We start from the raw sequence: 22,599 nt of genomic DNA, 5'->3' as shown, positions 1-22,599 counted from the left end.
TTTTATTCCATCTGCGCCCCGCCGTTCAGGCGGAAAACAATATTGACGATCAATCCGCTGCCCGGCTTGCCTGGCTCATAGCGCCATCTGCGCATGGCAGATTTCACTTCGCGCTCAAACATATTAGAAGGTTGCGCAGACAAGATTTCCACGTTATCCACGCGGCCATCCGCAGTGACGTCAAATTTCACCCGTACGCGCCCTTCGATACGCAAGGCCTGAGCTCGCGCCGGATACTGAGGCTGATTGCGGCTTACGGCGCGCGGGCCCGCTGGTGCGGTTACGGTTGGCTTTGACGTCGTTGCCGTATTGTTCATCACCGGACGTGAAGGCGCTGCATTTTCGACCGGCTGGGTCGCGCGCGGTTCAACCGGACGTTCCTCGCGTTTCGGACGCTCCTCGACCTTCTTCACCGGCTTTGGCTTCGGCTTAGGTTTTGGCTTCGGTTCAGGTTTGTGGATCACCACCGGGGCTTCCTTTGGCGGCTCCGGAACGGGCTCGGGTTCTGGCTCCGGTTCAGCCACGGGCTGTGGCGGCGGAGGGGCAACCTGCGGCGGTTCAAGATCCGCTGGCGAGACCATCGTCACCGAAATCGGCTGCGCGGGCGCGGGCATTTCAATAACCTGATGAACCGAGGTATACAGCAGACCCGCCACAACGGCACCGTGAATCACGACAGAAAGCAGCGTCGGCCAGGGAAAGCGGCGAGGTAAATCAAGGGTCATCGAAGTCATAGTCATCAACGTTAAAAAACCGAACCCTGATTTTAAATGCAAATAGCAATCATATTCAATAAGACACTTTGCTCTGGCGCAACTTTAGCGCCCGAGAGGCCAAAAAAGGCGCATACAGATCAGGGTATTAACATTGTTTTTATTTTACATTGCAGTCGTTTGCCCTTTCACATAACGTAACTGACACTTTTACCGGTTAAGGAGCTTCGCCGTGTTTTACGTGATTTACTCTGAAGATGTTGCTGATTCGCTCGAAAAACGCCAGTCTGTGCGCCCTGCGCATCTGGCACGTTTGCAGTTGCTTCAGGATGAAGGCCGATTACTGACCGCTGGCCCCATGCCTGCAGTAGACAGCAACGATCCGGGTGCTGCCGGTTTCTCCGGCTCCACGGTCATTGCTGAGTTTGAATCCCAGGAAGCCGCTCAGGCCTGGGCTGACGCAGACCCGTACGTTGCAGCGGGCGTGTATGCAAAAGTGACGGTGAGGCCGTATAAAAAAGTGTTCTGATACCAAAGCGGCTCCGAAAGGAGCCTTTTTTAGGGTGGCGATTACGCATCTCTGTGTCGGGTAAACTGCTGCTCTGTAATAAGGCTTCCCCACTGATCGCCTTCCCACTCTTTTACCAGCGTAAACCCATACGACTCGTACAGACGCCTGGCGGCGGTCAGCTTATTGAACGTCCAGAGGTGCACAGCTGAAAAACCGGCGCTGTCGCAGAACCGCATCGCTTCATTCAGCAGTTTTTTCCCCACGCCGTGCCCCCGGCAGCCATCATCAAGAATAAACCAGCGAAGATGGGCTTCACCCGGCGCCAGATCCTCGCCATCGATCGCCACCGAGCCGACAATTTTGTCGTTGAGCACTGCCAGCCAAATCTGGTTACAGGGCTTCTCCAGTCTTTCACTAAACTCAGCCAGCCCCGAAGCCACTTTGGCCTCGAAGAAGCGACCAAAATTATGCTCCCGCGAATAATAACTGCCATGCATCTCCGCGAGACGGCCAATCATGCCCGGGATATACCCCTGCACTATCTTCAGCTCATCGGGCTGCATATCGTTGCCCACCTCCCGACACGCCAGCAGCGCGTTGGCATAAAGGGAGAGACCCTCAGAAATGGTCAGCTGCTGGGCAGGAGCAAGACGCTTTATTGCTGTGACCACGCGCTCATTGCTGAAGGCATTAATTTTGCTGACCGTCTCGTGACCTTTCGCGGTCAGCCTGAGGCTCTTTGCTCTCGCATCCTCGGTAGAAATGACCTCCTCGAGTTCGCCTGCGGCAATCAGGCGAGCCAGCATCCGGCTGACGCTGGACTTTTCCAGGCCCAGCAGCTGTACCAGCTGACTCGCCGTCATCTCTTTTCGTAGGGCAATTTCGACCAGAGTATGGACGGCCGAAGGCGAGTAATTCTTTGAGGCCAGGGTAGAACCCATAAAACCTAACTCTCGCACCATCAGGCGCGAGGAACGTCGAATAACACTGACTACCGGGGTTTCGCTGTGCATGTTATGTCCTCACCATTTAGTTGTACTATACAACTAAATGGTGAGGGATTGTCAAACAGAATGAAAAAGGCTCCCGCAGGAGCCTTTCATCAATCAGTGCAGCGACGCTAACCTCGCCGCAAACCCGACAAACAGCAGCCCTATCAGCCCGTTCCCCAGCTTTGCCAGTTTCTTTTTCGTTTTGAGATAGCGCGTGACAAATGCACCGGAGAAGATCAGGAAGCTCATGTACATGAAGCTTATCAACTCAAGCGTCGTCGCGAGGATAAGGAAAGAGGTACCGGTGTTCTGCGCATTCACGTCAATGAACTGAACAAAGAACGATACGTAGAACAGAATCGCTTTTGGATTCGTCAGGCTCAGCACCAGCGAACGTTTCATGATCGTGCTGGCAGGCTCGGTGCCGCTTTCCTGAGCGTGATTCTGGCGGGTAATGACCGACCAGAGCATTTTGCCGCCCAGCCACAGCAGGTAGAAGGCGCCGAGATAACGCACGATATTAAACAGTACCGGTGTGGTCTGGATTAATGCCGCGACGCCCGCCCAGGCAAGAAACATCAGCACCGCATCGCCGATAAATACACCCGTGGCGGCCAGGTACCCTTTTTTAACGCCGTGTCCAATTCCAGTTTTAAGCACAAACAGGGTATTCGGCCCCGGTACCAGCACGATAAAAAACGCGCCAACAACATACGTCCAGAAATTCAGTACGCCAAACTCCGCAAACACTTCTTCTCCCTCCTTTTGCTCAACACAACCGGAATAGCGCTGCAACCACGCTACTCCCAAAAATCAGACCTTATAAAATCAGCGGGCACCATTACGGTGCCCTCATGGTACTCAGATATCCTGGACGGCGAACAGCAACGCGTTGCGGTGCCGGGTCATTCCACATTTTCTGATGGCGTGAATACGCATATTGCGGCGGGATTGTGCTTCCAGCCAACGAGCCTTGCGACGACTCACCTGTCGCAACATGCGCCAGCGCCCTACTTCTGTTCTACTGCGCTTCATGTCTACAACTCTTTCTCAAACAGAGACGCCATTATAAACCCAACCCGGCTGCAAACCAGCGCTTTTACCTGGCGTTTTTATTTGCCAGATGAATCCTGATGCGTACACTCATAACAATACGCTTTCAAAAGGATTTTTTTACCTATGACAACCTTCTACACCGTGGTGAGTTGGCTGGTCATTTTGGGATACTGGCTGTTAATCGCGGGTGTGACGTTACGCATCCTGATGAAGCGCAGAGCCGTACCCTCTGCCATGGCCTGGCTTCTGATCATCTATATCCTGCCGCTGGTGGGAATTATCGCCTATCTCTCTTTCGGTGAGCTTCATCTCGGTAAACGCCGCGCCGAGCGGGCCCGCGCCATGTGGCCCTCCACCGCGAAGTGGCTGAACGACCTTAAAGCCTGCAAGCATATCTTTGCCGAGGAGAACAGCAGCGTCGCCTCGTCACTGTTTAAGCTGTGCGAGCGCCGTCAGGGGATTGGCGGCGTTAAGGGTAATCAGCTCCAGCTGCTAACCTCGTCCGACGACGTTATGCAGGCGTTAATCCGCGATATCCAGCTGGCGCGTCATAATATCGAGATGGTTTTCTATATCTGGCAGCCCGGCGGGATGGCTGACCAGGTCGCGGAATCTCTGATGGCCGCGGCGCGACGCGGCATTCACTGCCGTCTGATGCTTGACTCTGCGGGCAGCGTGGCATTTTTCCGCAGTCCCTGGGCAGGGATGATGCGCAATGCCGGTATCGAAGTGGTCGAGGCGCTGAAGGTTAACCTCCTGCGCGTGTTTCTGCGCCGGATGGACCTTCGTCAGCACCGTAAAATGATCATGATCGATAACTATATTGCCTACACCGGCAGCATGAACATGGTTGACCCGCGCTTCTTTAAACAAGACTCGGGCGTGGGTCAGTGGGTGGATTTGATGGCGCGCATGGAGGGGCCGATTGCCACCTCGATGGGCATCGTCTACTCCTGCGACTGGGAGATAGAGACCGGCAAACGCATCCTGCCGCCACCGCCGGACGGCAATATTATGCCGTTTGAAGAGGCCAGCGGTCACACTATTCATACCATTGCTTCCGGCCCGGGCTTCCCGGAGGATTTGATTCATCAGGCGCTGCTGACGGCGACCTACTCGGCGCGTGAATATCTGATCATGACGACGCCCTACTTTGTTCCCAGCGATGACCTCCTGCACGCGATCTGTACCGCGGCGCAGCGCGGCGTGGATGTGAGCATTATTTTGCCGCGCAAAAATGACTCCCTTCTGGTGGGCTGGGCCAGCCGGGCATTCTTTAGCGAACTGCTGGCCGCAGGGGTGAAGATCTACCAGTTCGAAGGCGGACTGCTCCATACCAAGAGCGTGCTTGTCGACGGCGAGTTAAGCCTGGTGGGAACGGTGAACCTGGATATGCGCAGCCTGTGGCTTAACTTTGAAATCACGCTGGTTATTGATGATGCCGGCTTTGGCGGCGATCTCGCGGCGGTGCAGGATGATTATATCTCCCGCTCCCGCCTGCTGGATGCCAGACTGTGGGTAAAACGTCCGCTGTGGCAGAGAATTGCCGAACGACTGTTTTACTTCTTTAGTCCGTTGCTGTAAAACGTGCCCAACGATGTTAAACAGGTAGTCATCATGGAAATGGATCTGAACAATCGCCTGACCGAAGACGAAACGCTCGAGCAGGCCTATGACATTTTTCTCGAACTGGCGGTTGATAACCTCGATCCCGCAGACGTGATCCTCTTTAATCTGCAGTTTGAAGAGCGCGGCGGTGCCGAACTGTTCGACCCTTCAGAAGACTGGGCTGAGCATGTGGATTTCGATCTGAACCCTGACTTCTTCGCCGAAGTGGTTATCGGGCTGGCCGATGAAGACGGTGGCGAAATTAATGATATCTTCGCTCGCGTCCTGCTCTGCCGTGAGAAAGACCACAAGCTGTGCCATATTCTCTGGCGCGAATAATAAAAAAGGCTGCAATTGCAGCCTTTTTTATTTACTCCGGCAACGGATTCCCACAGCGGTGACAATAACGCGCGTTGAGTTCATGTTCCCCCTGATGACATCGCGGACATTTGCGCTGCTGCTTGCGGCTCTGAAATGCGCTACTCATGTGCGTGGTAATCAGCCCGGTCGGAATGGCAATGACCGAATAGCCAATCAAAATAAGCACTGAGGCCACAATTCGCCCCAGCGGCGTATGGGGCGTGATATCCCCGTACCCCACGGTCGTTACGGTCACGATCGCCCAGTAGACGGACGCATTGAGCGTCGTAAAGCCATATTTCGGCCCCTCAATCAGATACATCAGTGCGCCAAAAACAATCATGACAATGGCAATAAACGAATAGAACAGAATAAGCTGATGACGGGCGCTGACGATTGCGCTCCAGAATATGCGCAGTGAGGGCATAAAGCGCAGTAATTTCAGAATACGTAATACGCGAATAACGCGCATCGCTCGCCAGGCAAAGACATAGCTCAGGCTGATTTCCGGCCACAGCCACATGACGTAGAGCGGCAGAATGGTGGCTAAATCGATAAATCCCCAGAAGCTGAAAACATATCGGGCCGGGTTAGGCCAGGCAATCACTCGGAGGAGATATTCAGCGGTAAACACCAGGGTAATCGCCAGCTCAAGCCAGACAAAGACATGCCATTCGTCAAACGTCAGGTGGTATTGCGTTCCGGCACCCGATTCAATAAAGATGATAACCACGCTGAGGAGCGCAAATAAACCACAAAGACCCTCGAAGCGCCGTCCGGATACCGTTTCAGGATCGAATAAAACATGATAAAGCCGCCGACGGGCTGACGTGAATAAACGCGACACAGTGACCTCGCAAAAAATAAGGGCTGACATCATGTCAGCCCTTGCGATTATAACGGGTCTACTTTCAGGCAGGAAACCGCATGTCGGAAACTGCCTTCCAAAACCGGCCGCGTTTTCGCACATTCCGGCCCGGCCATTGGGCAGCGCGTGCGGAAGACGCAGCCCGACGGCGGGTTAATCGGTGAAGGCAATTCCCCTTCCAGAAGCTGGATGGTCTTATTCTTTTCCAGATCGGGATCGGGGATCGGCACCGCCGACATCAGCGCTTTGGTGTAAGGGTGCAGCGGATTGTGGTACACCTCGTCATAGGTGCCCAGCTCCACGGCGTGCCCCAGATACATCACCAGCACGCGGTCAGAGATGTGTTTCACCACGGCCAGGTCATGCGCGATGAAGATCAGCGACAGCCCCATTTCGCGCTGCAGCTTCTGCAGCAGGTTAACCACCTGCGCCTGAATGGAGACGTCGAGCGCGGAAACCGGCTCATCACAGATAATCAGCTTCGGTTCGAGGATCAGGGCGCGCGCAATACCAATACGCTGACACTGACCGCCGGAGAACTCGTGAGGATAGCGGTTGATGAGGTTAGGCAACAGCCCGACTTTCAACATCATCGCCTTAACGCGATCGCGCACTTCCTGGCGAGACATCTTCGGATGATAGGTCCGCAGCGGTTCGGCAATAATCTCACCGATGGTCATACGCGGGTTTAATGACGCCAGCGGATCCTGGAAAATCATCTGGATATCGCTGCGCACGTCGCGCCACTCGTCGGGCTTCATGCCCAGCAGATCTTTACCCAGCCAGGCCACTTTGCCGTCGGTGGCTTTTACCAGACCGATAATGGCGCGCGCAAAGGTCGATTTACCGCAGCCGGACTCGCCCACCACGCCCAGGGTTTCCCCTTCGTACAGGCGCAGCGTGACGCCGTCCACCGCTTTCAGGGTCTTCGACGGCTGCCAAAACCACTGTTTGCCGTCCTTGATGTCGAAATGCACTTTAAGGTCAGCAATTTCGAGCAGGACATTGCGTTTTTCATCTAATGCGTTCATACCAGCTCCTCCTGCGGCTTAAAGCAGGCGCGCAGACGGCCTGGTGCAAACTCTTCCAGCGGCGGTGCGCTATTGCAGATTTCCATCGCGTGCGGACAGCGCGGCTGGAACGGACAGCCTTTCGGCAGGCGCAGCAGGTTTGGCGGGTTGCCCGGAATAGTAAGCAGGGACTCCCCTTCCGCATCGAGACGCGGCACCGCGTTCAGCAGGCCAATCGAGTAAGGATGGGCTGGCTGATAGAACACGTCACGCGCTTTGCCGTATTCCATGGTACGACCGGCATACATCACCAGCACTTTGTCACAGATGCCCGCCACCACGCCCAGGTCGTGGGTGATCATGATAATCGCCGTGTTGAACTCACGCTTCAGCTCGTTCAGGAGGGTCATGATTTGCGCCTGAACGGTAACGTCCAGCGCGGTGGTCGGTTCGTCGGCAATCAGCAGCTTTGGCCGGCACAGCAGCGCCATCGCAATCATCACGCGCTGGCGCATACCGCCAGAGAACTCGTGCGGGAACATGCGCATACGCTTGCGCGCTTCCGGCATTTTTACCGCATCGAGCATTTTGACCGACTCTTCAAAGGCTTCGGCTTTGCCCAGACCTTTATGCAGCATCAGCACTTCCATCAGCTGCTCACCGACGCGCATGTACGGGTTCAGCGAGGTCATCGGATCCTGGAAAATCATCGAGATCTGCTCGGCGCGCAGCTTGTTCAGCTCTTGCTCCGGCAGGTTGAGGATTTCACGACCGTTGAATTTCGCGGAACCGCCAATCACACCGTTAGCGGCCAGCAGGCCCATTAACGCAAAGGCGGTCTGGGATTTACCGGAACCAGATTCCCCCACGATACCGAGCGTTTCACCCGCGCGCAGGTTGAAGTTGAGATCGTTCACGGCGGTCACATCCCCGTCCGGGGTCTTAAAGGTGACGCGAAGATCTTTTACGTCCAGCAGAAGGTCGCTCCGCTGCTGCGCCTGTGGCGCGGTTGCCGTTTCAATAATTGTCATGACGGCGCTCCTTAACGGTCTTTCGGGTCGAGGGCATCACGCAGGCCATCGCCGATAAAGTTAAAACAAAACAGGGTAACGACCAGGAAACCCGCCGGGTATAACAGCAGCCACGGTGACACTTCCATTGAGTTTGCACCGTCACTCAGCAGCGCGCCCCAGCTGCTCAGCGGCTCTTGCGTACCCAGACCGAGGAAGCTCAGGAAGGATTCAAACAGGATCATGCTTGGTACCAGCAGTGAGGCATAGACCACCACCACGCCCAGCACGTTAGGAACGATATGGCGAACCACGATATTCCCGGTAGAGACACCGCCGACCTGCGCGGCTTCGATAAACTCTTTGCGTTTGAGGCTCAGCGTCTGGCCGCGAACAATACGCGCCATATCCAGCCATGACACCATCCCGATGGCCACGAAGATCAACAGGATATTCTGACCAAAGAAGGTCACCAGCAGGATGACGAAGAACATAAACGGGAAGGAGTTCAGGATTTCCAGCAGACGCATCATCACCGAGTCCACTTTGCCGCCAAGGTAGCCGGACAGTGAGCCATAGAGCGTCCCCACGATCACCGCCACCAGCGCGGCAGCAATCCCGACCATCAGCGAGATACGCCCGCCGATAGCGACGCGCACCAGCAGGTCACGTCCGGATGAGTCCGTGCCAAAATAGTGGCCAGACTCCATATCCGGCGCGCTGGACATCATGCCCCAGTCGGTGTCGAAATAGGTAAATTGCGACAGCATCGGGGCAAGGGTCACAAACAGCGCGATGATTACCAGCACCACCAGACTCGCCACCGCTGCGCGGTTGTGCATAAAGCGACGACGCGCGTCCTGCCAGAGGCTACGACCTTCCACTTCCAGTTTTTCACTGAAGTTTTCCAGCGCCTCGCTGTTTTTCTTACTCAACATCATGGCGTGCTCCAGTTAGTAACGGATTTTCGGGTCGATGACGGCATACAGCACATCGACGATAGCGTTAAAGAGAATGGTCAGCGCACCGACGAGAATGGTCAGGCTCAGTACCAGCGAATAGTCGCGGTTAAGCGCGCCGTTAACAAACAGCTGGCCGATGCCCGGCAGGCCGTAAATGGTTTCGATAACCATCGAGCCGGTGATGATCCCGACGAATGCCGGTCCCATGTAGGAGAGCACGGGCAACAGCGCCGGTTTGAGCGCATGGCGGAAGATAATCCGACGCATCGGCAGCCCTTTCGCGCGCGCGGTACGAATGAAGTTCGAGTGCAGCACTTCGATCATCGAACCACGGGTGATACGCGCGATACTGGCGATGTACGCCAGCGATAAGGCCACCATTGGCAGAATCATGAACTTGAGTGCCCCGCCGTTCCAGCCGCCGCCAGGCAGCCACTTCAGCGTGATGGCAAATATCATCACCAGTAACGGCGCGACAACGAAGCTGGGTATGACTACCCCGGTCATTGCCACCCCCATTACGGCATAATCCCATTTGGTATTTTGTCTGAGCGCGGCGATGACGCCTGCGGTGACCCCGAAAACGATCGCCAGAATGAATGCCGCTGCACCCAATTTCGCCGAAACCGGGAAGCTGGACGCCACCAGGTCGTTAACGGAATAGTCTTTATATTTAAATGACGGTCCAAAATCACCGTGGGCCAGCTGCTTCAGGTAATTGAAGTACTGGGTAGAGATAGGATCGTTTAAGTGGTATTTCGCTTCGATATTCGCCATCACTTCTGGCGGCAGCGTACGCTCACCGGTAAATGGACTTCCCGGCGCAAGGCGCATCATGAAGAAGGAAATCGTGATGAGAATAAATAGCGTTGGAATCGCTTCAAGACAGCGACGTAGGATAAATTTCAACATTGCCCGTACCTTCTGGCGTGTGCCTATATAATGTGACGTTGGTTAGACACCGTGGAGCGAGCACGCCCGCCCCACTCATTGCCATTAATGCTTGATAATATACAAGTTTTTAACGTAGATATTATCCATCGGGTCTTTACCGGTGTACCCACCTACCCACGGTTTCACCAGACGGGCGTTAACGTAGTAGTAAACCGGAACGATCGCGGAATCTTTATCCAGCTGCTGCTCAGCTTTAGAGTACAGTTCAGTACGCTGTGCTTCGTCAGTGGTTTTCAGCGTGTCGGCAATCAGCTTGTCAAACGCCGGGCTCTTATAGTGCGCGGTGTTGTTTGAGCTGTCGCTCAGCATGGTGTTCAGGAAGGAGGTCGGTTCGTTATAGTCCGCACACCAGCCGGCACGCGCCACGTCAAAGGTACCCTGATGACGGCTGTCGAGGAAGGTCTTCCACTCCTGGTTCTCCAGCTTCACGTTCGCGCCCAGGTTCTTTTTCCAGATCGAGGCGACGGCGATAGCCAGTTTTTTGTGCAGATCGGACGTGTTGTACAACAGGCTGAAGGTCAGCGGCTTATCGGCGGTATAGCCCGCTTCGGCCAGCAGTTTCTTCGCTTCTGCGTTACGCTGTTCCTGCGTCTGTTTGAACCAGTCTGGCTCAGTCAGTTTTGCGCCATCGGTGTATGGAGGGGTATAGCTGTATGCCGGCAGATCGCCCTGGTTTTTCACTTTGTTCACGATGATATCGCGATCCAGTGCCAGCTTCAGCGCAGTACGAACACGTACGTCGGTGAACGGTGCTTTCTGGTTGTTGATTTCATAGTAGTAGGTGCACAGGTACGGGTCGACGTGAACTTCTTTCGGGATCTCTTTCTTCAGCTTCTGGAACAGTTCAATCGGCATGTTGTTATAGGTCATGTCGATTTCGCCGCTGCGGTAGCGGTTGACGTCAGTCACTTCGGAAGAAATTGGCAGGTAGGTCACCTGATTAATCACGGTTTTAGCGTTGTCCCAGTATTGCGGGTTACGCTCAAGCACCATACGCTCGTTGACCACCCAGTCTTTCAGTTTATAGGCGCCGTTGGTCACGATATTGGCAGGCTGGGTCCATTTTTCACCAAATTTTTCCACTGCGGATTTTGGTACCGGGGAGACGGACGGGTGAACCAGCAGCTTATAGAAGTACGGAACAGGTTCGCTCAACGTGACTTCGAAGGTATTGGCATCGATCGCTTTAACGCCCAGATCGGTGATCGGTTTTTTGCCCGCGATGATGTCATCAATATTGGCAATATGGCCATATTGCAGGTAGCTCGCATACGGAGAGGCGGTCGTTGGATTCGCCAGACGCTGCCAGCTATAAACGAAATCTTCAGCCGTGACCGGCGTACCGTCGGACCATTTCGCATCTTTACGCAGATGGAAGGTCCAGACTTTGAAATCTTTGTTTTCCCATTTTTCTGCCACGCCCGGTGCCGGGTGGCCGTCTACGTCAGTGACCAGCAGGCCTTCGAACAGGTCGCGGTTAACGTTAGACTCAGGAACACCTTCAATTTTGTGCGGGTCAAGAGACTGAACTTCCGCACCGTTGTTACGCACCAGCGTCTGCTTCTCCGCCAGCTGAACACCTGCAGGAACGTCCGCAGCCATTGCAGCGTTTCCCGCGATTAGCGCAGTTAAAATCCCCGCCGCTACCAGATTTTTTTTTGTGATGATGGACATTGTGTTGATACTCCACTCATTATAATGACCGGCCTTCGCCAGCTGTGTAATCCCCTGTTGGGGCCTGTACAGCGCAGGAGTTTTTTTTGCTGCTGTCAGGTTCTTCTTTTACTGCTTGCTATCACCGACTTTTTTATTACTGACCGCTCGTATGGCAGTCTTGCGTCGATTCTTTACAGGCCTCCCCTGTTTGAGACCTGTTCTGGATATCCGAGATGAGAACCATATGAAAATAATTCTCATCTGATTGTTTTATGCTGCAAAATATTAGGCCGGAAAGTATCAAATGGCGTAATCGTGCGCCAATACATTTTGCAAATTTGTTAAGCAATTCTCTTTTACGGTGAGTACCGTATTGTTGAGGGCAGCCCTGCCGGACATCGAATATCACTATAAAGACATGATATTCAATAGGATAGAGAAAATTTTCTCTACAAGCGCGTCGCTGCGCTATCATCGCGTGATTTTGTACAAAAATTTAACAACTGGTTATTATTTAGCACATTCGTCTAGGGGAATGTTGAAATTACTAATATCATTTCGGTTATCTCTCAGCAAGCCCAAGAGTATCATGTGAGTAAAATAACAGAGCGATCGAAGATTTTCTGTGCAGGCGGGTTGAGGCGGAATTAATAACCTATTGAAATACAAGCAATGAACATTATTAGTAGAATTTATTATGATATGTGAGCATTTCAACTTTAGTTATATGATTTGCTGATAATCACGTAAAAAAACGGAGCCGTCGCTCCGTCCTTTCATATGAAGTATTAATGCAATAAACCGGGGAAAATGCTTTTAATACCCGTGACGATGAATTCGATCCCTAATGCCATCAGCAACAGGCCCATGATACGCGTAATGACGTTGATGCCCGTTTGACCCAGCAAGCGCACCAGCCAGGGTGCCATGCGGAACACACCCCAACAGCAGAGCGCAAAAATGGCAATAGCCACTGAAAAGCCAATCAGGTGCATCAGGCTATGGTAACGCGTCCCCCAGACGATGGTTGAACTGATGGCACCCGGACCGGCCATCAGCGGTAAGGCCAGCGGCACCACGCCAATGCTTTCGCGGATAGCGGTTTCTGACTTCTCTTGTTTATTCTGCTTATCCTCGCCCAGCTTACCGCTGATCATGGACATGGCGATGGTCACCACCAGGATCCCGCCGGCAATACGGAAAGAATCAATGGAAATCCCGAACAACTGAAGAATCGTGTCGCCGAGAAAAAGAGAGGTGAGCAATATGATCGCCACCGACAGGTTAGCGGTGAGGTTGGTCTTATTCCTGGCCGCCGCTGTCTGGTAACTCGTCATACTAATGAAGACAGGAATGATCCCCACCGGGTTGACCAGGGCAAACAAACCAATAAAAAATTTAAAATACGTTGGAAAATCAAAGAGCGTTTGGATCACGTTTTGCTCCGCTTATACATATGCCCTGGACTGACAATTTGTCATGAGAAATCGCGCTGAAGATACCCTTTTTATCAGCATACTTCACTTGAAATCTGTACCAAAACGTTATCATTTCAGGATGTTAAACATTTGTATAATCAATGATAGTGCCGCTTCCAATACTTACGTAATTATTTAACACTGAAAAAATCAGCACGAAATAACCCTGCTGAAAGGTATCAGCTTAGGGGGAAATTGACGCAGATCATGATTTCCGTACTCAGAAGTGAGTAATCTTGGTTACACCCCCAGGGAGGCCACCTGCCAAAAAGGGATGATGCTAAGGTAAGGCTCTTTTAGTAAATTAGTGTGCTGGTGTACAAAGTAACTCTTTGTTTTATTTTGTGTTACGCAAGTGCTATCGGCTCTGTCTATACTGTGTGACGTATCGAGCGCTGGTTTACTAAAAGAGTTTAAACATTATCAGGAGAGCATTATGGCTGTTACTAATATCGCTGAACTGAACGCCCTCGTCGAGCGCGTGAAAAAAGCCCAGCGTGAATATGCCAATTTCACCCAAGAACAGGTTGATAAAATCTTCCGCGCGGCCGCACTGGCTGCTGCAGATGCTCGCATCCCTCTCGCTAAAATGGCCGTTGCCGAATCCGGCATGGGTATCGTTGAAGATAAAGTGATCAAAAACCACTTTGCTTCAGAGTATATCTACAACGCCTATAAAGATGAGAAAACCTGTGGCGTGCTGTCTGAAGACGACACCTTCGGTACTATCACCATCGCTGAACCTATCGGCATTATCTGCGGTATCGTTCCGACCACTAACCCAACGTCTACCGCTATCTTCAAATCACTGATTAGCCTGAAGACCCGTAACGCAATCATCTTCTCTCCACACCCACGTGCGAAAGACGCGACCAACAAAGCTGCAGATATCGTCCTGCAGGCCGCTATCGCTGCGGGTGCACCAAAAGACCTGATTGGCTGGATCGACCAACCTTCTGTTGAGCTGTCCAACGCGCTGATGCATCACCCGGACATTAACCTGATTCTGGCGACCGGTGGTCCAGGCATGGTTAAAGCTGCATACAGCTCCGGTAAACCGGCTATCGGTGTGGGCGCGGGTAACACCCCTGTTGTTATCGACGAAACTGCTGACATCAAACGTGCTGTCGCGTCTGTACTGATGTCTAAAACCTTCGATAACGGTGTAATCTGTGCATCTGAACAGTCTGTTGTAGTTGTGGATTCCGTATATGACGCGGTTCGCGAACGTTTCGCCAGCCACGGCGGCTACCTGCTGCAAGGCAAAGAGCTGAAAGCGGTTCAGGACATCATCCTGAAAAATGGCGCGCTGAACGCCGCTATCGTGGGTCAGCCAGCCTACAAAATTGCTGAACTCGCAGGCTTTACCGTTCCGGCAACAACCAAAATCCTGATCGGTGAAGTGAAAGTTGTTGACGAAAGCGAGCCGTTCGCACACGAAAAACTGTCTCCTACGCTTGCCATGTACCGTGCGAAAGATTTCGAAGAGGCGGTAGAGAAAGCGGAGAAGCTGGTTGCCATGGGCGGTATCGGTCACACCTCTTGTCTGTACACTGACCAGGATAACCAGCCAGAGCGTGTTGCTCACTTCGGTCAGATGATGAAAACCGCACGTATCCTGATCAACACCCCTGCTTCTCAGGGTGGTATCGGTGACCTGTACAACTTTAAACTCGCACCTTCCCTGACTCTGGGTTGTGGTTCCTGGGGTGGTAACTCCATCTCTGAAAACGTTGGTCCAAAACACCTGATCAACAAGAAAACCGTTGCTAAGCGAGCTGAAAACATGTTGTGGCACAAACTTCCGAAATCTATCTACTTCCGCCGTGGCTCTCTGCCAATCGCGCTGGATGAAGTGATTACTGATGGCCACAAACGTGCGCTCATCGTGACTGACCGTTTCCTGTTCAACAACGGCTACGCTGACCAGATCACCTCTGTGCTGAAAGCGGCTGGCGTCGAAACTGAAGTGTTCTTCGAAGTTGAAGCTGACCCAACCCTGAGCGTGGTACGTAAAGGTGCTGAACTGGCTAACTCCTTCAAACCAGATGTGATTATCGCACTGGGTGGTGGTTCCCCAATGGACGCCGCGAAAATCATGTGGGTGATGTACGAGCATCCAGAAACTCACTTCGAAGAACTGGCACTGCGCTTTATGGATATCCGTAAACGTATCTACAAGTTCCCGAAAATGGGCGTAAAAGCGAAAATGATCGCGGTCACCACCACTTCCGGTACCGGTTCAGAAGTCACGCCATTCGCGGTAGTAACAGACGATGCAACCGGTCAGAAATACCCACTGGCTGACTATGCGCTGACGCCAGACATGGCTATCGTTGATGCGAACCTGGTCATGGAGATGCCGAAGTCTCTGTGTGCGTTCGGTGGTCTGGATGCGGTAACTCACGCCCTGGAAGCCTACGTTTCTGTACTGGCATCTGAGTTCTCTGACGGTCAGGCTCTGCAGGCTCTGAAACTGCTGAAAGAAAACCTGCCAGCGTCCTACAACGAAGGGTCTAAAAACCCTGTAGCACGTGAACGTGTCCACAGCGCCGCAACCATCGCCGGTATCGCGTTTGCCAACGCCTTCCTGGGTGTTTGCCACTCAATGGCGCACAAACTGGGCTCACAGTTCCACATTCCTCACGGTCTGGCGAACGCCCTGTTGATCAGCAACGTTATCCGTTATAACGCTAACGACAACCCAACCAAGCAGACTGCTTTCAGCCAGTACGACCGTCCACAAGCACGTCGTCGCTATGCTGAAATCGCTGACCACCTTGGTCTGAGCGCACCGGGTGACCGTACTGCTGCCAAGATTGAGAAACTGCTGGCATGGCTGGAAAGCCTGAAAGCTGAACTGGGTATTCCTAAGTCAATCCGTGAAGCGGGCGTACAGGAAGCTGACTTCCTTGCTCACGTAGATAAGCTGTCTGAAGATGCATTCGATGACCAGTGTACTGGTGCTAACCCGCGCTACCCACTGATCTCCGAGCTGAAACAGATTCTGCTGGATACCTACTACGGTCGTGAGTTCAAAGAAGGTGACGTTGCCGCTGTGAAAACAGAAGCCTCTGTCATCAAAGCTGACAAGAAAGCGAAGAAAAGCGCTTAATTGACATCAGCAGATGAAAAACCCGCCTTTATGGCGGGTTTTTTTATGTGTGAATAATAAGCCAGACGTTATTTTCTGTTGTCGTGCTGAATCGCCGTCAGCGAGCCCACAGACAGCGCTTCTTTATAATGCTTACGGCAGACCGAAACATAGCGTTCATTACCGCCTATCACCACCTGCTCACCATCTGCATAAGGTTTTCCGGCCTGGTCAAGACGAAGTACCATACTGGCTTTACGACCGCAGAAGCAGATCGTTTTCAGTTCGACAAGTTTATCCGACCAGGCGAGCAAATACTGGCTCCCTTCAAAAAGCTCGCCGCGGAAATCCGTGCGCAGGCCATAACACAGCACGGGGATATCAAGCTCATCGACTACCTCTGACAGGGCATGGACCTGTTCACGCGTCAGAAACTGGCTCTCATCGACCAGGACACAATGAATGGGCTGCGCAGCATGTTCTGCACGAATGTCTTCAAACAGATCGGTTTTCGGGTTAAACAGCCTTGCAGGCGACGAGAGCCCTATTCTGGAGCTCACCTTCCCCGCGCCAAAGCGATCGTCAATTTCCGCCGTATAAACAACGGTACGCATCCCTCGCTCCTGATAATTGTACGAGGATTGCAGCAGCGCGGTGGATTTCCCGGCATTCATTGCCGAATAGTAGAAATAAAGTTGTGCCATTGGCCGTAAAACCCTAATCAATGTGTAATATTCCCGATGAGTCATTGTACCATATTTTGTCTGGTCATCAGCGATGCAGCGCACAGAGGATGCAGTTCAGTACGGCGTTCAGTACCGTCTGTTTAACAAAATAACCCGTTAAAACATGAAGTAAACGCATTCAGCCAGACGACGAGGTTATAAGTTCAACCAAACATAACACTTCTTTTTATAGTGGAATCCGTGTTGTTTAAGATTCACTATTTATTAACTATTTCAGGCTTAACACCAGGGGTGAGAACTAATACAAAAGGCTGATATTTCTCCGCCGCAACTATAATTCCTGCGGGAAATGTCACAAAAAAAAGATGCAGGCGGCCTGTTTTAGCATGCCCAGATGATAACAACCGAGACTGCTGGGTGGCGGAATTTAAGTTAGCGTAATTAATAATAGCGGCAATATTTAGTATTTTTTGAATTCCTTACATTCCTGGCTATTGCACAACTGAATTTATGGCTCTATTATTAGGTCAACAAACCACCCCCCATTATAAGTTTGAGATTACTACAATGAGCGAAGCACTTAAAATTCTGAACAACATCCGTACTCTTCGTGCGCAGGCAAGAGAATGCACCCTCGAAACGCTTGAAGAAATGCTGGAAAAATTAGAAGTTGTAGTTAATGAACGTCGCGAAGAAGAAAGCGCTGCTGCGGCTGAAATCGAAGAACGTACTCGTAAACTGCAGCAATATCGTGAAATGCTGATTGCTGATGGTATCGATCCAAATGAATTGCTGAACAGCATGGCTGCCGCTAAAACCGGTACTAAAGCAAAGCGTGCTGCCCGTCCTGCTAAATATAGCTACGTTGATGAGAACGGCGAAACTAAAACCTGGACTGGCCAGGGGCGTACTCCTGCTGTTATCAAGAAAGCGATGGATGAGCAAGGTAAACAGCTGGACGACTTCCTGATCAAGGATTAATCGAGCCTTATTCAGAAAAATCCCGCTTATTGCGGGATTTTTTTTAACCTAAATTTGTCGCAAACATCCTCTTACACTCTGTCATAAAGCATTATTTAGCAATTTCATCGACTGTACTTTAAGACAGGTTTTCGGGAGTGTTACGGGCATAAAAAAACCGGTGGGCAACGCCTCACCGGTTTGAACATTTGCAGCGGTGGCTTATTTCTTAATACCTACGCTCTCTTTGAGCCAGGTTTTAAATTCTTCGCCGAGGGTATTGTGGCGGATACCATATTCAACAAACGCCTGCATATAACCGAGCTTATTACCGCAGTCATGGCTCTTACCTTTCATATGGTAGGCCTCAACGGTCTCTTTCTCGATCAGCATATCGATGGCATCCGTCAGCTGGATCTCATCACCCGCTCCTGGAGGCGTTTTAGCCAGCAGAGGCCAGATCTCAGCACTCAGGACATAGCGACCTACAACAGCAAGGTTTGAAGGCGCTACGTCGGCTTTAGGCTTCTCTACGACGCCCACCATTGGCACACTCTCCCCCGGCTCAAGGTTAACGCCTTTGCAGTCAACCACACCGTATGCCGTTACGTCTTCAACAGGCTCAACCATAATCTGGCTGCTGCCGGTTTCGTCGAAACGTTTGATCATTTCAGCCAGGTTATCCTGAGAAAGATCGGATTCGTATTCGTCCAGAATAACGTCAGGCAGAATTACCGCTACAGGCTCATCACCCACGACAGGGTGCGCGCACATAACAGCGTGGCCCAGACCTTTAGCCAGCCCCTGACGAACCTGCATAATGGTGACGTGTGGAGGGCAAATAGACTGAACTTCTTCTAACAGCTGACGCTTAACGCGCTTTTCCAGCATGGCTTCAAGTTCAAAGCTTGTATCGAAATGGTTTTCGATAGAGTTTTTAGATGAATGCGTAACCAGCACAATTTCAGTGATGCCGGCTGCAATACATTCATTCACGACATACTGGATTAATGGCTTATCAACCAGTGGCAGCATCTCTTTAGGAATCGCCTTGGTTGCTGGTAACATCCTGGTCCCCAATCCCGCTACCGGGATAACGGCCTTTCTGACTTTCGAATTTAGGGCAGCCATTCAAATTCTCCTGAGCTGTTCAAGTTTTGAACTTTTATGCAATAAATAACGCGTTGAGTATATCAGTCTCGCCCCGCAGTCCGGGTCTGAAAAGAACGCGTTGCCGATCAATTAGGATAAATACGCATGAAACCGGGCAGCGATAGTAGCACTCCCCGCAAAACACAGGTAAAGCAATCTTAAAATGACGATCCAATTGCTTATTCCGTGGACAACATTAAGCGTAGCCGCCCCCCGGCGCCCCAAATTTGGCACTGCCACGAGGAACAGCGGTGGCTAATTTGATTAAGATACGCCGTTCCCAACGTCCCAAGCGGTACACCGTTACTCACCCGAATATGGTGTTCACCGGTATTCAGTGATGCATTGAGACCGGCTGAAACGAGGATCAGATTTTTTAAACCGCTGTGGTAATAGCCGACCAATAGCGGAAACTGTCCAGGCAAATTGGCCTGACGAAAAAGCTGGTTTACCTGTTTGAGTAAACTGCCTAACTCCGGCAACCGTTGTCCCTGATGGGATAACTGTTCCTGCAACAAACCATTAAATAGCGCACGAAGAAGCAACGCCGCTAATACACCGTTATCCCCCGCCCGGGTGACATCCAGAGAATAAAACGCAAGGTCGGAATCTGACAGTGGCGCAATATCCAGCACCAGTCCAGGCTGGTCAGCGGCCACCAGCTGCCGATAATTTACGCGACAGTGGGAAATAGTTTGCTGGACGGGTGGCTGGAGTTCTTGCAACAGTTTCGCCGCAGCAGGCGGATTACTCACCAGAGCGTCCCAGTCCTGGAAAAGACGTTCCTCTTCCTCTACCCGGGAATTAAACATATTCGGATAAAGGCACGCTAAGACCGTTTCTCGCAGCCGGTTCAAATCTTTAACCGGTTTAAGCAGAATATCCTGTACCCCAAGACGTAATGCTTTTGCGATATCCGCCATGTTTTCGGTGGCAGAGATCACCAGAATCGGCGTCTGATTGCCTTCGTTACGCAGATGCTCAACCAGCTTCAGTCCATTCATGCGCGGCATCGCAATGTCGCAAATCATCAAATCGGGCGTAATGCTGATCATTTTTTCCAGGGCGTCGATGCCATCTTCAGCCAGTGACGTCATTGCGCCCAGCGAGGATAACCACGAATCCAGTAGCGATCGGAAAACGGGCTCGTCTTCAACAATCAAAATGTGTTTTCCGGCCAATGGCTGCGTCATGGTTCCTCCCCTGGCTGACAGTAACTAAATAGTGGCATGCGATCGGCACTATCGCCTGTCAGATTTTGCTGAAGTAGTCAAAAAAGGTGCTTAACGTGCGGTTTGCATAAAAGGCAACAATTCGTCCATTTTCTTTTCGACGGCTAACGAGCCCGCTGCGATGGCGGCCTCAGCCCGATGGAAATCAAGAGTAGAGATTTGCGGACAGTACGGCTGAATAAGAATATCCGGAGGATCGCCTGCCATACGGTTACGTTTAAGGCGATTCTCGAGTACCTGAATTGACGTGGTCATGATTTCTATCGCCGTCGGCGCAGCAACCGAACGACGTGCGGTCATACGCCCGATTCTTCCGCGCAGGCGCGCGTGCCAGGCCAGTTTCTCGCCCTCAGCATCTTCGCTCTGGAGATTGACCGGCATGAGATCCTGTTGCATCAGGTGGGCGTCGTGCTGCAGGTCGACGGCAATCACGATGTCAGCACCCATTGCACGCGTCAGAGAGATGGGAACCGGGTTAACGACGCCACCATCGACAAGCCAGTAACCGTTGTGTGGGACAGGCGCCATGAGTCCCGGCATACTGCAGGAGGCACGCACGGCAAGATGGATATCCCCTTCGGTTAGCCAGAGTTCGCGACCTGTACTGAGGTTCGTCGCGACGGCGCCGAAAGGCATCTGACAATCAGTGAAGTCTTCGAGGGGCATAACCTGGCGGAACTGGTTAAAGACGCGTTCGCCGCGCAGCAGTCCACCACGCTGCCAGGAGAGGTCCATCAGACGCAGCACGTCCCAGTAGCTGAAGGAGCGCACCCACGTCTCGAGCTCCGGTAGCTTTCCGCACGCGTAAGCGGAGCCGACAAGCGATCCGATTGAGCACCCTGCAACAATATCGACAGTAATGCCCATCTGATTTAAGGCATTAATCACGCCGATGTGTGACCATCCCCGGGCGGCACCTGAACCCAGCGCCAGCCCAATTTTAACCTTTCTCATTAGTCCTGTTTTACGTCCCCTGGATTCCTGACATGGCATCAACGCAACGCCTCAGTTAACATAGTGCTACCCGAAGCGTTTTACGCCTTTATTTTTTTGTTCCAGGAAGAGAATCGTGTCTCAACTCTGCCCTTGTGGTAGCGCTCTGGAGTATAGCCTATGTTGCCAGCGATATCTTTCTGGCGATCAGGTTGCACCAGACCCGTCACACCTTATGCGTTCACGGTACACTGCTTTTGTGATCAAAGACGCAGACTACCTGATTAAAACCTGGCATCCATCCTGCCACGCAGCCGATTTCAAACAGGACATCGAAGCCGGGTTTGCGAACACGCAGTGGCTCGGCCTCACCGTCTATGAATCCTCTCCAGGCAGTCATGAAGATGAAGGTTACGTCAGCTTTGTTGCCCGTTTTACCGAGAACGCTAAGCCTGGCGCCATTATCGAGCGTTCCCGGTTCTTAAAGGAACGCGGGCAATGGTATTATATTGACGGAACGCGTCCACAGTTTGGTCGTAACGATCCCTGTCCGTGTGGTTCAGGTAAAAAATTTAAAAAGTGTTGCGGGCAGTAATGCCTGACAACCCAGACTTCGCAAATACAAACAGGATTTCCCGGCGATGCAATCATTACAACGTAAAGTTCTGCGCACCATCTGTCCCGATCAAAAAGGGCTGATCGCACGAATTACCAACATTTGCTACAAACATGAACTGAATATCGTGCAGAACAACGAGTTCGTTGACCACCGTACCGGCCGCTTCTTCATGCGTACCGAACTGGAAGGTATTTTCAACGACACCACGCTGCTGGCCGATCTGGACAGCGCGCTTCCGGAAGGTTCCGTGCGCGAGCTGACCCCTGCGGGCCGACGCCGCATCGTGATCCTGGTGACCAAAGAAGCACATTGTCTTGGCGACCTGCTGATGAAAGCCAACTACGGCGGTCTGGATGTCGAAATTGCGGCTGTTATTGGTAACCACGAGACGTTGCGCTCGCTGGTCGAGCGCTTTGATATTCCGTTCGAGCTGGTTAGCCATGAAGGCCATACGCGTGAAGAGCACGACGACCTGATGGCGCAGGCCATTGAAGCGCATAACCCGGACTACGTGGTGCTGGCGAAATACATGCGCGTGTTAACGCCGTCTTTCGTGGCGCGTTTCCCGAACAAGATCATCAACATCCACCACTCGTTCCTGCCGGCCTTTATTGGTGCGCGTCCATACCACCAGGCCTACGAGCGCGGCGTGAAGATCATCGGCGCGACAGCCCACTACGTGAATGACAATCTGGACGAAGGTCCCATCATCATGCAGGACGTGATTCATGTGGATCACACTTAC

Annotated in this window: 22 protein-coding genes; 7 read left to right on the top strand and 15 right to left on the bottom strand. The window is 52.2% G+C overall.

The genetic code is table 11. The annotated features are described in order from the left end of the window. Positions 1–2: 2 nt before the first annotated feature. Complete coding sequence (tonB, locus tag B498_RS03950; RefSeq protein ID WP_023617069.1) at positions 3–725, bottom strand: TonB system transport protein TonB; 723 nt, start codon at positions 723–725, stop codon at positions 3–5. A gap of 220 nt (positions 726–945) precedes the next feature. Here tonB and B498_RS03955 point away from each other — a divergent pair, with 220 nt between their 5' ends. Next, the gene (locus tag B498_RS03955) at positions 946–1,242 is read left to right on the top strand and encodes a YciI family protein (protein ID WP_008502794.1); all 297 of its coding nucleotides are present in this window, start codon (positions 946–948) and stop codon (positions 1,240–1,242) included. A 41-nt stretch (positions 1,243–1,283) separates the two neighbouring features. Here B498_RS03955 and B498_RS03960 read toward each other — a convergent pair whose 3' ends face one another. The 3 genes from B498_RS03960 to B498_RS22975 form a co-directional block, all read right to left on the bottom strand. Beyond that, the gene (locus B498_RS03960; RefSeq protein WP_008502793.1) at positions 1,284–2,237 is read right to left on the bottom strand and encodes a helix-turn-helix domain-containing GNAT family N-acetyltransferase; all 954 of its coding nucleotides are present in this window, start codon (positions 2,235–2,237) and stop codon (positions 1,284–1,286) included. A 93-nt stretch (positions 2,238–2,330) separates the two neighbouring features. Beyond that, entirely contained in the window at positions 2,331–2,966 is a 636-nt protein-coding gene (leuE, locus tag B498_RS03965) for a leucine efflux protein LeuE (protein ID WP_008502792.1), read from the bottom strand. A gap of 111 nt (positions 2,967–3,077) precedes the next feature. Next, a complete protein-coding gene (locus B498_RS22975) occupies positions 3,078–3,251 on the bottom strand; it encodes a YciY family protein (protein ID WP_021240326.1) in 174 nt (57 codons plus the stop codon). A gap of 144 nt (positions 3,252–3,395) precedes the next feature. Between B498_RS22975 and cls the strand changes: the two genes are divergently transcribed. Together cls and B498_RS03975 are read left to right on the top strand one after the other, a co-directional pair. Continuing rightward, complete coding sequence (gene cls / locus B498_RS03970; RefSeq protein WP_008502791.1) at positions 3,396–4,856, top strand: cardiolipin synthase; 1,461 nt, start codon at positions 3,396–3,398, stop codon at positions 4,854–4,856. 33 nt (positions 4,857–4,889) lie between these two features. Further along, positions 4,890–5,219: an HI1450 family dsDNA-mimic protein gene (locus tag B498_RS03975; RefSeq protein WP_006810881.1), complete on the top strand. Its 330-nt coding sequence runs from the start codon at positions 4,890–4,892 to the stop codon at positions 5,217–5,219. 31 nt (positions 5,220–5,250) lie between these two features. On the opposite strand, the gene B498_RS03980 is transcribed toward B498_RS03975, so the two are convergent. The 7 genes from B498_RS03980 to B498_RS04010 form a co-directional block, all read right to left on the bottom strand. Further along, on the bottom strand, positions 5,251–6,120 hold the full coding sequence (locus tag B498_RS03980) for an ion transporter (RefSeq protein WP_008502790.1): 870 nt from the start codon (positions 6,118–6,120) through the stop codon (positions 5,251–5,253). A 14-nt stretch (positions 6,121–6,134) separates the two neighbouring features. Next, positions 6,135–7,139 (bottom strand): murein tripeptide/oligopeptide ABC transporter ATP-binding protein OppF, encoded by a 1,005-nt coding sequence (gene oppF, locus B498_RS03985; protein ID WP_008502789.1) that lies wholly within the window; start codon positions 7,137–7,139, stop codon positions 6,135–6,137. Then, positions 7,136–8,149 carry an ABC transporter ATP-binding protein gene (locus B498_RS03990; protein WP_008502788.1) on the bottom strand — a complete coding sequence of 338 codons (1,014 nt, stop codon included), beginning with the start codon at positions 8,147–8,149 and terminating at the stop codon, positions 7,136–7,138. The genes oppF and B498_RS03990 overlap by 4 nt, the downstream gene beginning before the upstream one ends. 11 nt (positions 8,150–8,160) lie before the next feature. Beyond that, positions 8,161–9,069 carry an oligopeptide ABC transporter permease OppC gene (oppC, locus tag B498_RS03995; RefSeq protein WP_008502787.1) on the bottom strand — a complete coding sequence of 303 codons (909 nt, stop codon included), beginning with the start codon at positions 9,067–9,069 and terminating at the stop codon, positions 8,161–8,163. A 12-nt stretch (positions 9,070–9,081) separates the two neighbouring features. Further along, positions 9,082–10,002, bottom strand: coding sequence for an oligopeptide ABC transporter permease OppB (gene oppB, locus B498_RS04000; RefSeq protein WP_008502786.1), 921 nt, complete (start codon positions 10,000–10,002; stop codon positions 9,082–9,084). Positions 10,003–10,086: 84 nt separating this feature from the next. After that, entirely contained in the window at positions 10,087–11,718 is a 1,632-nt protein-coding gene (gene oppA, locus B498_RS04005) for an oligopeptide ABC transporter substrate-binding protein OppA (protein WP_008502785.1), read from the bottom strand. Between the two features lie 770 nt (positions 11,719–12,488). Beyond that, positions 12,489–13,136: a YchE family NAAT transporter gene (locus tag B498_RS04010; RefSeq protein WP_008502784.1), complete on the bottom strand. Its 648-nt coding sequence runs from the start codon at positions 13,134–13,136 to the stop codon at positions 12,489–12,491. Between the two features lie 478 nt (positions 13,137–13,614). Between B498_RS04010 and adhE the strand changes: the two genes are divergently transcribed. After that, positions 13,615–16,293, top strand: coding sequence for a bifunctional acetaldehyde-CoA/alcohol dehydrogenase (gene adhE / locus B498_RS04015; RefSeq protein WP_008502783.1), 2,679 nt, complete (start codon positions 13,615–13,617; stop codon positions 16,291–16,293). Positions 16,294–16,361: 68 nt separating this feature from the next. Here the strand turns inward: adhE and tdk are convergent, their stop codons facing one another. After that, positions 16,362–16,976 (bottom strand): thymidine kinase, encoded by a 615-nt coding sequence (tdk, locus tag B498_RS04020; RefSeq protein ID WP_008502782.1) that lies wholly within the window; start codon positions 16,974–16,976, stop codon positions 16,362–16,364. A 549-nt stretch (positions 16,977–17,525) separates the two neighbouring features. On the opposite strand from tdk, the gene hns reads away from it, so the two are divergent. Continuing rightward, positions 17,526–17,939, top strand: a complete 414-nt coding sequence (gene hns / locus B498_RS04025; RefSeq protein ID WP_008502781.1) for a histone-like nucleoid-structuring protein H-NS — start codon at positions 17,526–17,528, stop codon at positions 17,937–17,939. 201 nt (positions 17,940–18,140) lie between these two features. On the opposite strand, the gene galU is transcribed toward hns, so the two are convergent. The 3 genes from galU to rssA form a co-directional block, all read right to left on the bottom strand. After that, positions 18,141–19,049: a UTP--glucose-1-phosphate uridylyltransferase GalU gene (galU, locus tag B498_RS04030; protein ID WP_008502780.1), complete on the bottom strand. Its 909-nt coding sequence runs from the start codon at positions 19,047–19,049 to the stop codon at positions 18,141–18,143. Positions 19,050–19,249: 200 nt separating this feature from the next. Then, positions 19,250–20,263: a two-component system response regulator RssB gene (gene rssB, locus B498_RS04035; RefSeq protein ID WP_008502779.1), complete on the bottom strand. Its 1,014-nt coding sequence runs from the start codon at positions 20,261–20,263 to the stop codon at positions 19,250–19,252. Between the two features lie 90 nt (positions 20,264–20,353). Next, entirely contained in the window at positions 20,354–21,256 is a 903-nt protein-coding gene (gene rssA, locus B498_RS04040) for a patatin-like phospholipase RssA (protein ID WP_032623057.1), read from the bottom strand. Positions 21,257–21,371: 115 nt separating this feature from the next. Between rssA and B498_RS0121685 the strand changes: the two genes are divergently transcribed. Then, positions 21,372–21,830: a YchJ family protein gene (locus tag B498_RS0121685; protein WP_032623056.1), complete on the top strand. Its 459-nt coding sequence runs from the start codon at positions 21,372–21,374 to the stop codon at positions 21,828–21,830. Between the two features lie 46 nt (positions 21,831–21,876). Further along, positions 21,877–22,599: formyltetrahydrofolate deformylase (gene purU / locus B498_RS04045; RefSeq protein WP_008502776.1), on the top strand; the 723-nt coding region annotated here is incomplete at its 3' end.

It is taken from the genome of Enterobacter sp. SST3 (assembly GCF_000286655.1).
GTDB lineage: Bacteria > Pseudomonadota > Gammaproteobacteria > Enterobacterales > Enterobacteriaceae > Enterobacter > Enterobacter roggenkampii.
The sequence above is the reverse complement of the archived record's forward strand: the minus strand, read 5'-3'. Positions and strand labels throughout refer to the sequence as shown.

What these genes read in the sequence shown, in the direction of transcription:
- galU (WP_008502780.1), bottom strand. Translation starts at nt 19,049, where the DNA reads ATGGCTGCCCTAAATTCGAAAGTCAGAAAGGCCGTTATCCCGGTAGCG.
- B498_RS22975 (WP_021240326.1), bottom strand. Translation starts at nt 3,251, where the DNA reads ATGAAGCGCAGTAGAACAGAAGTAGGGCGCTGGCGCATGTTGCGACAG.
- tonB (WP_023617069.1), bottom strand. Translation starts at nt 725, where the DNA reads ATGACCCTTGATTTACCTCGCCGCTTTCCCTGGCCGACGCTGCTTTCT.
- B498_RS03960 (WP_008502793.1), bottom strand. Translation starts at nt 2,237, where the DNA reads ATGCACAGCGAAACCCCGGTAGTCAGTGTTATTCGACGTTCCTCGCGC.
- adhE (WP_008502783.1), top strand. Translation starts at nt 13,615, where the DNA reads ATGGCTGTTACTAATATCGCTGAACTGAACGCCCTCGTCGAGCGCGTG.
- oppB (WP_008502786.1), bottom strand. Translation starts at nt 10,002, where the DNA reads ATGTTGAAATTTATCCTACGTCGCTGTCTTGAAGCGATTCCAACGCTA.
- rssB (WP_008502779.1), bottom strand. Translation starts at nt 20,263, where the DNA reads ATGACGCAGCCATTGGCCGGAAAACACATTTTGATTGTTGAAGACGAG.
- B498_RS03975 (WP_006810881.1), top strand. Translation starts at nt 4,890, where the DNA reads ATGGAAATGGATCTGAACAATCGCCTGACCGAAGACGAAACGCTCGAG.
- B498_RS03980 (WP_008502790.1), bottom strand. Translation starts at nt 6,120, where the DNA reads ATGATGTCAGCCCTTATTTTTTGCGAGGTCACTGTGTCGCGTTTATTC.
- oppC (WP_008502787.1), bottom strand. Translation starts at nt 9,069, where the DNA reads ATGATGTTGAGTAAGAAAAACAGCGAGGCGCTGGAAAACTTCAGTGAA.
- hns (WP_008502781.1), top strand. Translation starts at nt 17,526, where the DNA reads ATGAGCGAAGCACTTAAAATTCTGAACAACATCCGTACTCTTCGTGCG.
- rssA (WP_032623057.1), bottom strand. Translation starts at nt 21,256, where the DNA reads ATGAGAAAGGTTAAAATTGGGCTGGCGCTGGGTTCAGGTGCCGCCCGG.
- cls (WP_008502791.1), top strand. Translation starts at nt 3,396, where the DNA reads ATGACAACCTTCTACACCGTGGTGAGTTGGCTGGTCATTTTGGGATAC.
- B498_RS03990 (WP_008502788.1), bottom strand. Translation starts at nt 8,149, where the DNA reads ATGACAATTATTGAAACGGCAACCGCGCCACAGGCGCAGCAGCGGAGC.
- oppF (WP_008502789.1), bottom strand. Translation starts at nt 7,139, where the DNA reads ATGAACGCATTAGATGAAAAACGCAATGTCCTGCTCGAAATTGCTGAC.
- oppA (WP_008502785.1), bottom strand. Translation starts at nt 11,718, where the DNA reads ATGTCCATCATCACAAAAAAAAATCTGGTAGCGGCGGGGATTTTAACT.
- tdk (WP_008502782.1), bottom strand. Translation starts at nt 16,976, where the DNA reads ATGGCACAACTTTATTTCTACTATTCGGCAATGAATGCCGGGAAATCC.